The 14158-nt window shown below is 73.9% G+C and carries 10 protein-coding genes and 1 pseudogene; 10 read left to right on the plus strand and 1 reads right to left on the minus strand.

All coding sequences use genetic code 11. From position 1 onward, the window contains the following. The 10 genes and pseudogenes from IF37_RS0106890 to IF37_RS0106935 form a co-directional block, all read left to right on the plus strand. Positions 1-985, plus strand: a pseudogene (locus IF37_RS0106890) (hypothetical protein); the annotation flags it as partial. Then, positions 982-4329 carry a right-handed parallel beta-helix repeat-containing protein gene (locus tag IF37_RS0106895; RefSeq protein ID WP_030737801.1) on the plus strand — a complete coding sequence of 1116 codons (3348 nt, stop codon included), beginning with the start codon at positions 982-984 and terminating at the stop codon, positions 4327-4329. The pseudogene IF37_RS0106890 and the gene IF37_RS0106895, both read left to right, overlap by 4 nt. 188 nt (positions 4330-4517) lie before the next feature. Further along, complete coding sequence (locus IF37_RS0106900; protein ID WP_030737803.1) at positions 4518-4820, plus strand: hypothetical protein; 303 nt, start codon at positions 4518-4520, stop codon at positions 4818-4820. 93 nt (positions 4821-4913) lie between these two features. Then, positions 4914-5213 carry a hypothetical protein gene (locus IF37_RS0106905; RefSeq protein WP_030737805.1) on the plus strand — a complete coding sequence of 100 codons (300 nt, stop codon included), beginning with the start codon at positions 4914-4916 and terminating at the stop codon, positions 5211-5213. Positions 5214-5398: 185 nt separating this feature from the next. Next, the gene (locus tag IF37_RS0106910; protein WP_158727300.1) at positions 5399-5842 is read left to right on the plus strand and encodes a hypothetical protein; all 444 of its coding nucleotides are present in this window, start codon (positions 5399-5401) and stop codon (positions 5840-5842) included. A 143-nt stretch (positions 5843-5985) separates the two neighbouring features. Next, complete coding sequence (locus IF37_RS0106915; protein WP_030737810.1) at positions 5986-8055, plus strand: WXG100 family type VII secretion target; 2070 nt, start codon at positions 5986-5988, stop codon at positions 8053-8055. Continuing rightward, complete coding sequence (locus tag IF37_RS0106920; RefSeq protein ID WP_158727301.1) at positions 8030-9250, plus strand: hypothetical protein; 1221 nt, start codon at positions 8030-8032, stop codon at positions 9248-9250. The genes IF37_RS0106915 and IF37_RS0106920 overlap by 26 nt, the downstream gene beginning before the upstream one ends. Before the next feature lie 136 nt (positions 9251-9386). Further along, on the plus strand, positions 9387-9986 hold the full coding sequence (locus IF37_RS0106925; protein ID WP_030737815.1) for a type VII secretion system-associated protein: 600 nt from the start codon (positions 9387-9389) through the stop codon (positions 9984-9986). A 205-nt stretch (positions 9987-10191) separates the two neighbouring features. Continuing rightward, the gene (locus IF37_RS0106930; RefSeq protein ID WP_030737818.1) at positions 10192-10611 is read left to right on the plus strand and encodes a YbaB/EbfC family nucleoid-associated protein; all 420 of its coding nucleotides are present in this window, start codon (positions 10192-10194) and stop codon (positions 10609-10611) included. Positions 10612-10712: 101 nt separating this feature from the next. Beyond that, complete coding sequence (locus IF37_RS0106935) at positions 10713-11081, plus strand: hypothetical protein (RefSeq protein ID WP_030737820.1); 369 nt, start codon at positions 10713-10715, stop codon at positions 11079-11081. Positions 11082-11283: 202 nt separating this feature from the next. Here the strand turns inward: IF37_RS0106935 and IF37_RS44360 are convergent, their stop codons facing one another. Then, complete coding sequence (locus tag IF37_RS44360; RefSeq protein WP_158727302.1) at positions 11284-12024, minus strand: hypothetical protein; 741 nt, start codon at positions 12022-12024, stop codon at positions 11284-11286. Positions 12025-14158 lie beyond the last annotated feature (2134 nt).

Here is a 14158-nt window from a genome sequence, read left to right on the forward strand (position 1 = left end):
GCCGTCGGCGGTGCCCACGCCGGGCCCCGGGGCCGCCCCCGCCCAAGCCGTACCCACCGCACCGGATGCCGGGCCCGCCCGGGCCGGAGCCGTACCCCCGGCCCCGGCCCAGAGCGGTACGGTGCGAGCCGGAGCCGGAGCCGGAGCCCGGGTCCAGGCCGTACCGAGCCCCGCCGCCAGCGCGGTGCCGCCCCGCGACGGCATCGCCCGGGAACGCGAGTGGCTGCGCGGCGCCTTCCGGCAGCAGTACAACGACGGGGCCGGCGCCGTGGCCCGTCTGCTCTCCGAGTCACCGGGACTGCGCGGGAGCGCCCAGACCCCCACCGAGGACGTCCTCACCGACCTGGTGGCCGCCCGGCTCTACCTGCGCGGCGACAGCGCCCTGCTCGACCGGCAGATCCGCGCGGCCTCCGTGGGGCCGCACATCCCGTTCGCCCGCTGCGTGGCCGCGGGACTGCGCCGGCTGCCCTCCTACCGGGGCGCCACCATGCTGCGCGCCACCCTCGGCGACGCCGAGTGGGACTGGTACCGCCGCCGTACCCTCGTCACCGAGTGGGCGTTCTGCTGGGCGCTGACCTCCGGCGCGCCGGAGGTGCCCGGTGACGCCGACCTGCTGATCTGGTCGATGACCGCGCGCCGCACCGCCCTGCTCGACCCGGACCAGCCGGCCCGGGTGCTCTTCCTGCCCGGCACGACCTTCAAGGTGCTGGCGGTCCGCGACGGCGACCGGCGGACCGTGCTGCTGCGCGAGCTGTCCGCGTCGGAGATCTCCGCCGACGGCCGGGTCGACACCGGACGCACGGCCCTGGACGACATGGCCCTGTCCGGGCTCGAACAGGCGGACCGGACCTGGCAGGGCGGCGAGACCGGCACGGCCCCGAGCCTGACGCCCGAGCAGGCCGTCCGGTTCACCGCTCCGCCCGGACTCGTCCTGCCCCCACAACCCAACCCACCAGCCCCGCCCGGAAAGAGGACAACACCATGAGCCGGCAGATGCTGCTGGTCTCCCAGGACGGCTCCGCGCCCTACCGCACCATCGGTCAGGCCCTGGCCGCCGCCTCCGACGGAGCCCTCATCACCATCGCCGCGGGCACCTACCGCGAGGCCCTCGTCATCGACCGAGTCGTCACCCTTGCCTCCGGCGCCGAGCCGGGGGCCGTCCGCGTCGACGGCGGCACCGCCAGCGCCGTGGTGATCGCCGCCGAGGCGGCCCAGCTCAACGGGCTCTCCCTGGAGGGCGGCAGCGAACAGATACCGGTCGTCGAGGTACGCCACGGCGAGGCGTCCCTCCAGCAGTGCACGGTCTCCGGGAACGCCTGGGCCGGCATCCTCGCCTGGCAGCGCGGGACGCTCATCGCCCGCTCGTGCCGGGTGACCGGGTCCGGCGGGGCGGGCATCGTGGTGACGTCGTCCGGTGCCAACGTGGTCGAACAGAGCACGGTGGCCCAGACCTTGTCCTCCGCGATCGTGGTCGCCGAACGCGGACGGCTGACCGTGCGCGACTGCCGCCTGGAGGAGCCCGGCGGCAACGGCGTCTGCGTCAACGGCCAGGCCCGTGCCGTCGTGGAGACCACCGAGATCACCGCGAGCGCCCAGCCCGCCCTGGTCGCCGAGCAGAGCGGCGGCGCCGAGCTGCGCGCCGTCACCGTGACCGGCAGCGCGGGACTCGACGCCTACCTCACCAGCCGGGGCGAGGTCGTCCTCGCCGACTGCGTGTTCACCGGTTCCGGCGCGGAGTCCGTCCTCGTCAGCGGCGGTTCGGCTCCGCAACTGCGCGGCTGCTCGATCACGGGCGCCGCCCGGACCGGCGTACGGATCACCGAGTCCGCCAAGCCGTACCTGGAGGACTGCCAGGTGACCGGCTCCCCCGTCGGCATCCGGGTGGACGGCGGCAGCGCGCCCGTGCTGCGCTCGGTGCGGGTGAGCGACGCTAGCGGCGAGGGACTCCTGCTCGCCGACGACGCCACCGTGGAGGGCGAGCGGCTGTCGGTGTCCGGCGGTACCGGCGCGCGCGCGAGCGGCGGCGCCGTGCTGACGTTGCGCGACTCGGAGCTGGCGGCGTCCTCCGGCCCCGCCGTCGACGTCCGGGAGAGCGCCACCGCCCGGCTCACCGGAGTGCGCCTCGGCGCCGTCGGCGCGCCGGGCCTGGCGGTCGCCGGGGCCACCGTCGTCGCCGAGGCGTGCGTGCTGCGGGACTGCGGCGCGCTCGTCGGCGCCGACGCGCGGGCGGAGCTGAAGGACACCGAGGTCGTCGCCTCGGACGCGGACGGCGTCCGGGTCGCGGGCGGCGGCGACCTCACGGCCGTCGGCTGCCGGGTGCACGGCGCCCACGGCCATGGCGTGCACATCCAGGCCGGCGGCCGGGCCGACCTCACCCACTGCGTGGTCTTCGACAACACCGGGGACGGCATCCGCACCAACACCGAGGAACCGGTGCGGATCCAGGACTGCGAGCTGCGCGACAACGGCGGCCAGGCGCTGCACCAGCTGCGGCAGAACCCCCGGTTCGAGGCCGTGAACGTGACCGGGGCGGACGACGCCGGCACCGCGCCGGCCGATCCCGGGCACCGGTGGTCGCAGCCCGGGGAGGCCGTCGGCCGGGACGCGGGGCCCACCGCGCGCCACGCCGGCACCGGCCCGCTGGCCGAGATGGACGCGCTCGTCGGTCTGGAGAGCGTCAAGCAGGAGGTCACCGGCCTCATCAACCTGAACAAGATGGCACGGCGGCGCGAGGAGATGGGCCTGCCCATGCCGCCGATGAGCCGGCACCTGGTGTTCGCCGGGCCGCCCGGCACCGGCAAGACCACGGTGGCCCGCCTCTACGGCGCCGTCCTCGCCGAACTCGGCATCCTCACCCAGGGACACATGGTGGAGGTGTCCCGCGCCGACCTGGTCGCCCAGATCATCGGCGGTACGGCCATCAAGACCACGGAGGTCTTCAACCGGGCCCTCGGCGGCGTGCTGTTCATCGACGAGGCGTACACCCTGACCAACCAGTCCAAGGGCACCGGCCCGGACTTCGGTCAGGAGGCCGTCGAGACCCTGATGAAGCTGATGGAGGACCACCGCGACGAGGTCGTGGTCATCGCCGCCGGCTACTCCGAGCACATGGACCAGTTCCTGGCCTCCAACCCCGGCATGGCCTCGCGCTTCTCCCGCACCGTGGAGTTCCCCAACTACACGGTCGAGGAACTGGTCACCATCGTGCGCGGCCTGTGCGCCAAGCACTTCTACGAACTCACCGACGGGGCCCTGGAAGCCGTGGGCCGCTACTTCGCGCACATCCCGAAGGGCCCCACGTTCGGCAACGGCCGGGTCGCCCGCCAGGTCTTCGAGTCGATGATCAACAGACAGGCGTCGCGGCTCGCGGTCTCCCCGCCGGGCAGCGACTCCGAACTGAGCCGGCTCACCGAGGCCGACGTCGAGGTGGTGCCCGAGGCGCCCGGGGCCCCGGAGGAGACGACCCCCGCGATCACCGCCACGACCACCGCCACCGCCGCTGCCGCGGGCGCGGCGGTGCGCGAGGGGCCGCCCGAGGCCGTGGCCGGTCGCGCCGTCGCCCGCATCGCCGGACTGGTCGGTCTGGAGGGCGTACGCCGGGCGCTCCAGGACCAGCTGGCCGCCCTGGTGCCGGCGTACCACCGGGGCGAACCGCTCGCCGGACGGGCCAACCTGGTGTTCTCCGGCACCGAGGGCAGTGGCCGTGACGCGGTGGCGGTGCTGTACGCGCGGGCGCTCGCCGAACTCGGACTGCTGCCCACCGGCACGGTGCACCGGGTGCCGCTGTCCGCCTGGCCGTCCCGCTGGCCCGGGCAGGCGGAGGCCAATGTGCTGACCGCGTTCGACGAGGCGGCGGGCGGCGTACTGGTGCTGGAACTCGACGAGTTCTTCGCCTCCCGCGCTCTGCCCGAGCGCACCGCGCTGCTCACCGCCGTACGGGAGCTGGCCGCACTCCGGGACGACGTGGTGCTGATCCTCTCCGCCGAACCCCGGCCCCTGGCCGACTTCCTGGGCGGCGCACCGGGCACCGAGCTGGCCGCCGCCTTCGCGGGGCAGGTCGACTTCGCGCCGTACGAACCCGGGGAACTGGCGCTGCTGACCGTGCAGCGGCTCGCGGCGACCGGTCTCGAGGCCGGCGAGGGGGCGTTCGAGGCCCTGGCCGAGCACTTCACCCGGGTCCCCGCGGCGCGGGGTGCCTTCGAGGCGCACGCCTTGGCCGACCGGCTGGCCGACGTGGCGGTCTCGCGCGTCCTCGACGCCGGTGACGTGGCGGATCTGCTCGACGAGGACGCCGCCGAACCCGAGCCCGAGACCGTGCCCGTCGGCTGAGTCGGGCGCCCGCACGGCTCGCAGGGGCAAAGAGCCTGTCACACCGGGCAGCACGGCCCTCCACGGCTGTCCACGGACGCGGCGGGCGAACAGGATGGAGGGCACAAGGACACGGGTTCCGTGTCGACCGAGCACACATCGGAGGAATCGGTATGGCTTCTGGGACTGAGGCAGTCAGCCTTGATGGCTTGGCAGGCTCGATCAACGTGCACCTGTCCGCGCTGGAGGGCGTGGGCCTGACCTACGGCGAGATGCAGCAGCTCGCGGAGCAGGCCGAGGCCGGCTGGAAGGGCCAGGCCGGGCAGAACTTCAAGCACGCCCTCGACGCCTGGCTCGCCAACTACAAGAAGGTCCACGAGTACGTGGACCTCATGAACCAGAAGATGAACGCCCACCTGAAGACGACGACGCAGACGCACGAGGCCACGAGCCAGGCCACGGCGACGCTGGCCTCGGGCTCGATGGAGCCCATCGGTCTCGCGGGCTTCTGACAGAGGTCGCCAACCCTCGTGTCGTGGAGCCGGTTCCCAGGGTCCGCGGCGCACCACTTGTGAACCGAGCAGTGCCCTGGAAAGGGGAAAAGCATGGCTGAGACGTACTCGATCAACTGGGGTGCGGTCAACGAGGTGCTCGATCGGCTGAAGGTCGTACAGAGCCACATCGACGCCCTCACGAACGACTTCGACTCCGGCAACACCAAGGCCCTCGCCGAATGGGCGAGTGATGTCCGCGAGGCCTTCAACGCGCACAAGGTCGAATGGGTCAAGCGGTCCCACCAGATGCAGGCGCAGGCCGCTCAGGCCCAGGCCGTGGCGGACTCCTGCAAGCAAGAGTACCAAGGCGCTTACAAGTTCGGAATGCAGCTCTTCGCGGGCGGGCAGTAGGAATGGCCGCCGTTCCCACGCGGGGCGGCTACGAGCCCCCCGACGCCCCGGCACCGGACGGCGGTCCTCCGCAGGCGTGGGACCCCACCAGCGTCCACCGGCCCGACACGCCCAACACGCCGGACCCGGGTACGGTGCCGCCAGCGCCTGCCGTACCCAACGGCAGCGGCACAGGCAAGGAGGCCGTGAACACGGCTTCCATGGACGCCTTCGCCAAGAACATCGCCGCCCTGGTGCCGCACGTCGTCGAGGCGCGCAACAAGATGGCCTCGGGAACGGCTTCGGTCGTCCACCCGGGAGCGTTCTACGACGCCTACCAGCTGCGCTCGCAGACGTCGGGACCCAACGGCGGCGCAGGCCTCCAGCAGCGGTACTACAACGTCCTCGACGACCTCGCCGAGGGGTTGCAGGACATCAGCACCGGCATGCAGCAGCTGAGCAAGAAGCACAGTACGACGGAAGAACTCAACCGTTTGAAGACCAGTGACCTCCTGGAGGCACTGGGCAACGCCTCGGCGGACTTCCAGCGGCTGGGAAACGACAGCGGTGCAACCGTCACGTCCACCGGTGGATCGTCGACCACCACGGGCAACCAGAACGGCGGCTCCGGCGGCACCACCAAGACATAACCGAAACACCCGCCGCTGTCGGCGGCATCGGACCCCGGTGCCGCCGACAGCGGCTCAGGCATGGACGCATTCGGCGCTCGGTCCCGCCGCCGTGATCACGCTCGCGCGCCGGAGGCCGAGGCCCCAGACGAGAGCGCAGGCTTATGCCGGACTACAACCAGGGCGGATTCCACCAGGACGACAGTGGCATCTACGCCGACCCCACGGTCCAGGGCTCCCCGTCCGATTACGACAACTGGGACTGGAAGCAGATCATGGCGGCCATCGTGGGTGGCTCCAGCATGGTGCCCGGCGCCGGCGGGGACAGCCGAGCGTCCTCCGTGTCCTCACCCCAGACCCTGGTGCAGGCGGCGAACGACTTCCAGTACGTCCAGGAAGTCATGGCGATGGTCGCCAAGAGCCTGGCCGACCAGGCCAAAGCCCTGGCCGGCGGCGAAGGCGCGCCCTGGCAGGGCGGTGCGGCGGACGCCTTCATGGACACGATGACCAACTTCTCCAAGCAGGTCGCCTCCAACGCCGAAGCCCTCGGCGGCGGTGCCACCGGCTCCTCCGTCGGCCAGAACCTCGTCTGGAGTGCCAACGCGCTCACCGTCGCCCAGACCAACATCCATGCCATCGACGCCTGGTACGCCAACCAGGCCGCCCGGCTCGGCGTCAAGCCCATGGCCAACGGCCTCATGCCGATCAGCCAGAAGCCCGAGCTGGTCAAGATGATGACGGACGACATGCGGGCCGAGCTGAAGAAGCTCGCCACGAACTACGCCCAGGTGAGCCAGACACTCGGCCGCGTCCAGCCCAAGCCGGTCGTCTCGCCGGTCAAGGACCCCACCACGGGCGGCGGCAACGACGGCGGCACCAAGTTCCCCGACACGGGCACAGGCGGTGGCTCGGGCGGCCCGAACAGCCCCGACCTCAGCGAGCTGAACGGTGGCGGCGGCGACGGCGGCGGCACGGGCGGTACCGCGGACCCGTTCACCGGCGGCGCCCCCCCGCCCGACCTGGCCACGACCGGCGGCACCGGCGGGGCCGGTGACCCCGGCACGATCGGCGACCCCGGCACCACCGGAGCGATCGCGCCGTTCCCCGGCGGCACCTCGACCGGCGACCTGGGCTCCGGCGGGTCGACCGCGCCGGACTTCACCATCCCCGACACGGGCACGGGAGGCGGCACGGGGGGTGGCACGGGCGGCACGGGCTCGCCGGCGCCCTTCACCGGTGGTGCCACGGTGCCCGACCTGCCCACCGGGACCGGCAACCTCGGCACGGGCGGCACGGGGGGCACAGTCGATCCGTTCCCCGGCTCCACGGGCGGCCTGAACGACCCCTTCACCCCGACCACCGGGAACGGCATCACCCCCGGCAGCACCGTCCCGCTCCCCGGGTTCGGCTCCGTGGGCACACCGACGACGGGGAACAACGGCAACTCGACGTCCGGCAACGGACTGAGCGCGCCCCCCACAGCCTGGACGGGCGGCGCCCAGACGCCGGAGCTGGGGACCGGTGGCGCGGGCACCACCCTTCCGGGGACCGGCGGTACGGGAATCAACCTGCCGGAGACCGGCACCATCGGTACGCCGGACATCGGAACGGCCGGCGGCACCGGCGGGGCGGCACTGCCGAGCGACCTGCTGAGCAGCGCCCCCGGTGTCGGCACGCCCTCCGCGATGCCGTCCGCCAACCTCGCCTCCGCCCCCGGCCTGCCCGACGCGTCGGCATTGGGCTCCGCCGGCGGGGGCGCCGGTATGCCGATGATGCCGGGCATGGGTGCGCCGGGTGCGGGTGCGCAGAACGGTGCGGGTGCCGAACGGCCGGACTCGTCCGGCTTGTTGGGCGGTGAGGTGAAGCCGTGGTCCGGTGGTGCCGAGCTGGGCGGGTTGCCGGAGGTCGAGCCGGTGGCGGGTGCGGCGGCCGGTGGTCCGGGTCTGTCCGGGTTGGACGCGAGTTCGCTGGAGCCGGTTGCCGGTCTCGCCGAGACCCCGCAGTCGGCTGCGGCGTCGGCGCCGGGCACGGGTGAGAGCGTGAGTGCATGTCGCCGGGCATGGGTGCGCCGGGTGCGGGTGCGCAGAACGCCGCTGGAGCCGAACGGCCGGACTCGCGGTACCGGAGGCGGAGCCGGTGGCGGGTGCGGCGGCCGGTGGTCCGGGTCTGTCCGGGCTGGACGCGGGACAGGCGGCGACGCAATCCGCGGTGTCCTCGGTACCGGGTGCCGGTGAGACCGCCGCCGCGGTCGCCGGTATGCCGATGATGCCGATGGCCCCGGGCATGGGTGCGCAGGGGGCCGGTGCCGGGAACGGCTCCTCGGGCGAACGGTCCGACTCCTCCGGGCTGCTGGAGCAGGCGACCGCTCCGTGGACCGGAGCCGGAGAGGTGGGCGCGGAGGAGGGAACGGCTCCGGTGGCCGGGGCGCCGACCGGCGGCTCCACGCTGTCGGGTGCGGCCACCGCCGCACCGGCGATGCCCGTCCCCGTGCTGCCCCTGCCGTTGGCGCCGACCGGCCGCGGAGGCGCGCAAGGCGGGCGTACCGGTGCCGGTGGTGCCGGGGGCGAGGGCACCGCGTCGTCCGAACTGCTGGGCGGCTCGCGGGCCGTCTGGTCGTCGGAGGACGTCACGGGGGCGGCGGCGCCGCCGGCCTCCGCGGCACCGGCACCGGCCCACCCGGCCGCAGTGCCGACCGGTGGCCCGGCCCATACGGCCGCACAGGCACCCGCCGAGACCGGCGCGGGCCAGGAGGCGACCGAGTCCGCCACCGCGCAGTGGGCGACCGAGTCCGCGACCGCGCAGTGGGCGGCGGAGTCCGCGACCGTGCAGTGGGCGACCGAGTCCGCGACCGCGCAGTGGGCGGCGGAGACCGTGCCCGGCGAAGAGGTGGTGGCGGTCCCGCTGCCGGACCTGCCCGACGACCGTGTCCCCGTGCCGGCGCGGACCGAGGCGGCGGAGGACACCTCCACCTGGGACGTGGCGGCGGCCGGCTTCGGCATGCTGATGGTCGCGTTCGCGGGCCAGGGTACGGCCGACGCCGAGCACCCGGAGAGCACCTCCGGGTACGCGACGGCCGCGCCGGCCGTCTGGGAGGCGGAGGGCACGAGCACCGCCCGGGCCGCGGAACGCACGGTGGACCCGGGCACCGCGTCTTTCGCCGAGCCGGAGCTGACGACCTGGCGGCCGGCCGCGCGAGGCGCCACGGCGGTCCAGGGCCCGGCCGCCGCGAGCCTCGACCCCGACGTCGAGATCCGCTGCGGGAACGGCGCGGGCGAGCTGCCGGAGGAACCGGAGGCCGAGGCGACCGGGACCGGAGCGGACGGCGAGCAGGAGGAGGACGATGCCGACGACAAGGGCATGGTCAACCTGCTGACGCAGGACGCCTCGACCTGGGGCACCCGGCCCGTCGTACCGGACTCCATCGGCTAGGCACCGCCCACGCCCACCCGGCGTGTCCCTCGCCCGTGCCGGACGGCCCACAGCCGTCCGGCGCGGGCGGGACGCCCCTCCCGCCGCCCCTTCCACCGCCCGCTCGACGGCTTCGGCCGCCCAGGAGAACGGACCCATGAGCGACATGAGCACCGCACCCGCCACACCGGTCGTGCCCGAACCGCCCGACGACATCAGGGATGCCGCGCGCCAGGCCCCGGACCACTGGTTCGGGATGGTCGACCCGGCCTGGGACGAGGCCGGGGGGCCGCCGCCCGACTGGGCCGTCATCGGCCGGTGGCGCTCGGACGCGGCCGGCGAGATCGTCGAGTGGCAGGAGAACGACACCTACCGTCCCTCGCCCGCCGCGCTGGGCTGGGCCCCGCCCACGGACCCGGCGGACCACGCCGTGCAGCGGGCCGCCACCGGTTACGGCCGGCCCGAGGACGTCGTACGCGCCCTCGTCGACAGCGAACTGGCCGTGCACGTCCGCCCGGACGGCGAAGTCGTCACCGCCGTGACCCCTGAGGGCACCGCGGTGGTGCCCGCCTTCACCGCCCAGCCGCAGGTGGACGCGGCCGGGCGACTGGCGTACCGGGTCGTGACCTGCCAGGAGGCCGTCGGCCTGCTCCCTCCCGGCCACCAGCTCTACCTCAACCCGGCCGGAGCCGTCGCCCTCGCCGTGGAGACACAGCCGCTCCTCGAGGCGCTGGCGGAGGCGGGGGACAGGGCGTAGAGCGTCCACGTCCCGCCGGAGGGTGTCTTTTCGGAGCACGTCTTTTCGGACAGGACCGGTGTTCACGCGGGCACGCCTCCTGAGCTTGGGTTCTCTCCCGGGCCCGCTCGTGTTTACGTGAGCGGCAGAGGCTGTGACCGCCTCATCCGTCACCGAGGCCCGCGCCGGGTGACCGTCCGACCCCCCGACCCATGAGGAGCGAGCAGTGTCTACGCCGTACGACGATCAGCTCGAGGAACTGCGGGCGGGCTACCAGGCCCAGTTGGCGCAGATCGGCGAGTTGCAGAGCCGTATGCGCGAGGTGACGGGCACCGCCACGGCCAAGGCGCAGGCCATGAAGGTCACGGTCGGCCCGCAGGGCGAGCTGCTGTCGGTGGAGTTCCCCACCGGCGCCTACCGCAGCATGGCTCCCAAGGAGCTGGCGGACCTGATCGTCAAGACGGTGCAGGAGGCCAGGGGGAAGGCCACCGCCGCCGTCGCCGAGGTCATGGCTCCGCACCTGCCCCAGGGGTTCGATACGACGGGACTGCTGAACGGGTCCGCCGACGTGACCCAGCTGATGGGGTCCGAACCGGTCATGCCGGACGCGGTGCGGGAGTACGTGGACCGGGGCCGCCCGGTGTGACGGCCCGACGGTGCTTCCCGTGCCGCCGGAACCGTTCCGCCGCCCCCCCGTCACCCCTGTCGCCGTTCGTCTGACCCACCTGTTCGGATTGGAGCCCCGCCATGGCTGAGAACTTCATCGTCAACCCCGACGGGCTCCAGAACGCGAGCGTGCCGCTGAGGGCGCTGGCGGAGCGTCTGGGGGGATTTTTCGAGGCAGCGTCGGCCGTGATCGCGGACGGGTCCAAGGCGTGGGGGGATGACAAGCCCGGTCGGCAGTTCGCGAGCAGGTACGTTCCCGTCGCCAGGGACATCATCGAGGCCGGGCAAGGCATCCGGACGGTCCTGACCACGACCGGGGAGAACCTGCATGAGATGGGCAAGGGCTTCTCGAGCGCCAATGAGAACAGCATGCAGGCCACGAGCCGGCTGAACGGGCAGTTCGGCGGCACCCAGGGCCGGGGCGGCAGCGGCGGCGGACGACGCGCGTGAGTGCTGTTCCCGAGCCCCTTAGGTGGGCCGCGCTCATCACCGGCACGGAACTGCCGAAGGCTGATCCTGCCCTGCTGCGTCAGCAGGGTGAGGTCTGGGGCAGCCTTGCCCAGCAGGTCCAGGGCATGATGAGCGAGGTCAGCTCGGTCCGCAACGGTGTTCTGTCCAATGTGAACGGGCAGCCGGCGGAGGCGTTCGACAGCTACATGCGGACGCTGGGCACGACGTTGCCCGAGTTGGCGAAGGCGGCCGACAACCTGCGGGTGCAGAGCGACGATTTCGCTCTGGAGGTCGAGCACGCCACCGCGATGACCGAGGCGATGCTGGCCTGGATGCTGGTCGAACTGGCGTTCCTGGCGAACACGTTGTTCGGGCTGGCGGCGGTGCCCGCGCTGATCACGGGTGTGCGGCAGGTGATCCAGGCGATCCTGCGGCGGCTGTTCATGTCGGCGGCGATCGGCGCCGCTTCGATGTCGGGGCTGGAGGCGCTTCTCCAGGGCATCGAGATGCTCAAGGGCACGCGTAAGCACTTCGACGCCAAGACCGTGGGCAACATGGCGCTGGGCGGGGCCATCGGCGGTGCCGTCTTCGGCGCGTTCTCCGGGGTGGCTTCGCATTTCGTGCCGAAGTTCGCGAACTCGCTGATCGGGCGTACGGCGATCGGTGGCGCGTCGGGTGTGGCGGGTGGCGCGGCGGTCAACTCCGCGCTCGGTGCGGACCAGGATCTGGGGCTCGCGTTCCTGGCGGGTGCGGCGGGTGCCATGCTCAGCAGGCCGGACACGGGCGGGGGCCGCAAGGCGGACGCGACGCCGACGGAGGGGCTGGCCGACGCGGTCAAGTCGCTGTCGACCAAGGATCCGTTCAAGTCGCCGGACGGTGTGAACAGTTCGGATCTGTTCGCGTTCGGCGGTGTGGGCGGCCCGGGAGGCACGAAGGACTTCACGACGGTCACCCCGGACCCGGGCACGGGTACTCCTGGTCGTTCGCCCTCGGTCGACACACTGCCGCGCTACACGGCGTCCGCTGATCCCAGGCCGGAGACGACCGTTCCTGCGGGTGCGGGTACTCCTGGTCGTTCGCCCTCGGTCGACACACTGCCGCGCTACACGGCGTCCGCTGATCCCACGCCGGAGACGACCGTTCCTGCGGGTGCGGGTGCGGGTGCGGGCGCCGGGACACCGGGCGCGCCGGGTACGCGCACGGCTGGCGCTGGTGTCACGCGGACGGAGCCGGTGGTCCGGGGCGGTGTCCCGGATCCCGTCGGGACCGGTGGTGTGCCTCCGGTCATGCGACAGGGGACGGGGCTGCCCGGTTTCGAGACCGTGGAGTCGGCCCCGGGCGGGGGTTCCGTGCGGCCGGCGGACCCTGTGACGGCCTCCACGGCAGAGCCGGTGGTTCCGCCTGTCCGGAGCGGTGGCGGCGAGGGTGGAGCACCGGACGCGGTCCGTGCTCCGGAGACGGCGGCGCCGAACGCGGGCACGGTTCGGCTGGAGGAGCCCGCGTCGGCGGGTGGCGCTGCGGAGGTGCCGGGGCGCACCGTCGCCGGTCCTGGTGGCGGGTCTGCCGGGGTGCGCGGTGTGGAGGAGACGCCGGTCGCGGGTGCCGTGCGGTCCGAGGGACCGGAGGCCGTCGGGGGCGGCGGTGTGGTGCCGGGCCGGGCTGTGGAGCCGGGTGCGGGCGGCCAGGCCGGTGTGCCAGTGGGTCGTACGGCTGGTGAGACGACCGTGCCCGGTGCGGGGGCGTCGACCGGTCCGCGACCGGATGGGACCGGTACCCCGTCGGCGGCTGCGGGCAGGCCGGAGGGTGTGGCGCGCGGCGCCGAGACGTCCACGCCCTCGTCGACGGGCAACACCGCGTCGCCCAGGCCGTCCTCCACCGCTCAGCCCGGCCCGGCTCCCGCGCCTCGTGCGGCTGGTGGGCCGGAGGCCACTGTCAGGGATGGCGGGGGCGCGGCTCCTGCGGTCCGTACCGAGGCGGCGGCGCCGGGGACTGGTACGGCGGCACGGCCGGGTGAGGTGTCCGGGGCCGGGGCCGGTGCTGGTGTGCGTGGTGCTGGTGAGCCGGTGACTTCGGGTCAGGGTGCGGGTGTGCGGCCTGACGCGGCGGTCTCTGGTGGCGGGGGTTCCCGGCCGGCCACGGTGGGCCAGGCGCCTGGTTCGGGTGTGCGCGCTGCTGGTGAACCGTCGTCGGTGGCGGGTCAGGGTGCGGGTGCGCGGCAGGACACCGTGGTCCCTGGCGGCGGGGATGCGCGGCCCGGTGCGGTGGCGGAGCAGGCCACGCCGAACGCGCGGATCCAGAGCCCGGGTGAGACCGGGAACGTTCGGCCGGGTGAGGTGTCCGGGGCCGGGGCCGGTGCTGGTGTGCGTGGTGCTGGTGAGTCGGTGACTTCGGGTCAGGGTGCGGGTGTGCGGCCGGACGCCGTGGTCTCTGGTGGCGGGGATTCCCGGCCGGCCACGGTGGGCCAGGCGCCTGGTTCGGGTGTGCGCGCTGTCGGTGAACCGTCGTCGGTGGCGGGTCAGGGTGCGGGTGTGCGGCCGGAGCCCGCGACCCGTGGCGGCGGGGATGCGCGGCCGGGTGCGGCGGCGGAGCAGGCCACGCCGAACGCGCGGACCGAGAGCCGGGGTGGAGAGCGGACGCCGGTGTCCGGTACGGCTGGTGGCGGGGGCGAGGCTGCTGGTCGGGGCCCGGTGTCCGCCGTTGAGCGTGGAGTGCGGGGCTCGGAGCAGGCCGGGGCGCCGGGGTCGGTGGGCCGGCCTGGTGAGGGGGCTGTCTCCGGTGTGCGTGCCGGGGCCGAGACGGCGGGCCAGGGACGTGAGGTCTCCGGGGCCGGTGGCGCGGGGTCGCGGCCCGGTGCCGGGGCAGGGGGCACTGGGGCTCCTGCTGTGCGTACGGAAGCGGCGCCGGGTGGCGGTACGGCAGCGCGGCCGGGTGCGGTGGGCGGGCCTGCCGACGCCGCCGTACGCACCGGGGGCGGACCGGCGGTCACGAGCGAGGGCGCCGGTGCACGGCCCGAGAGCGGCGTCCGCGCCAGCGGGGACGTACGGACCGGGGCCGGGTCAGAGCAGGCCGCGTCGAAC

It is taken from the genome of Streptomyces sp. NRRL S-31 (assembly GCF_000718775.1).
GTDB lineage: Bacteria > Actinomycetota > Actinomycetes > Streptomycetales > Streptomycetaceae > Streptomyces.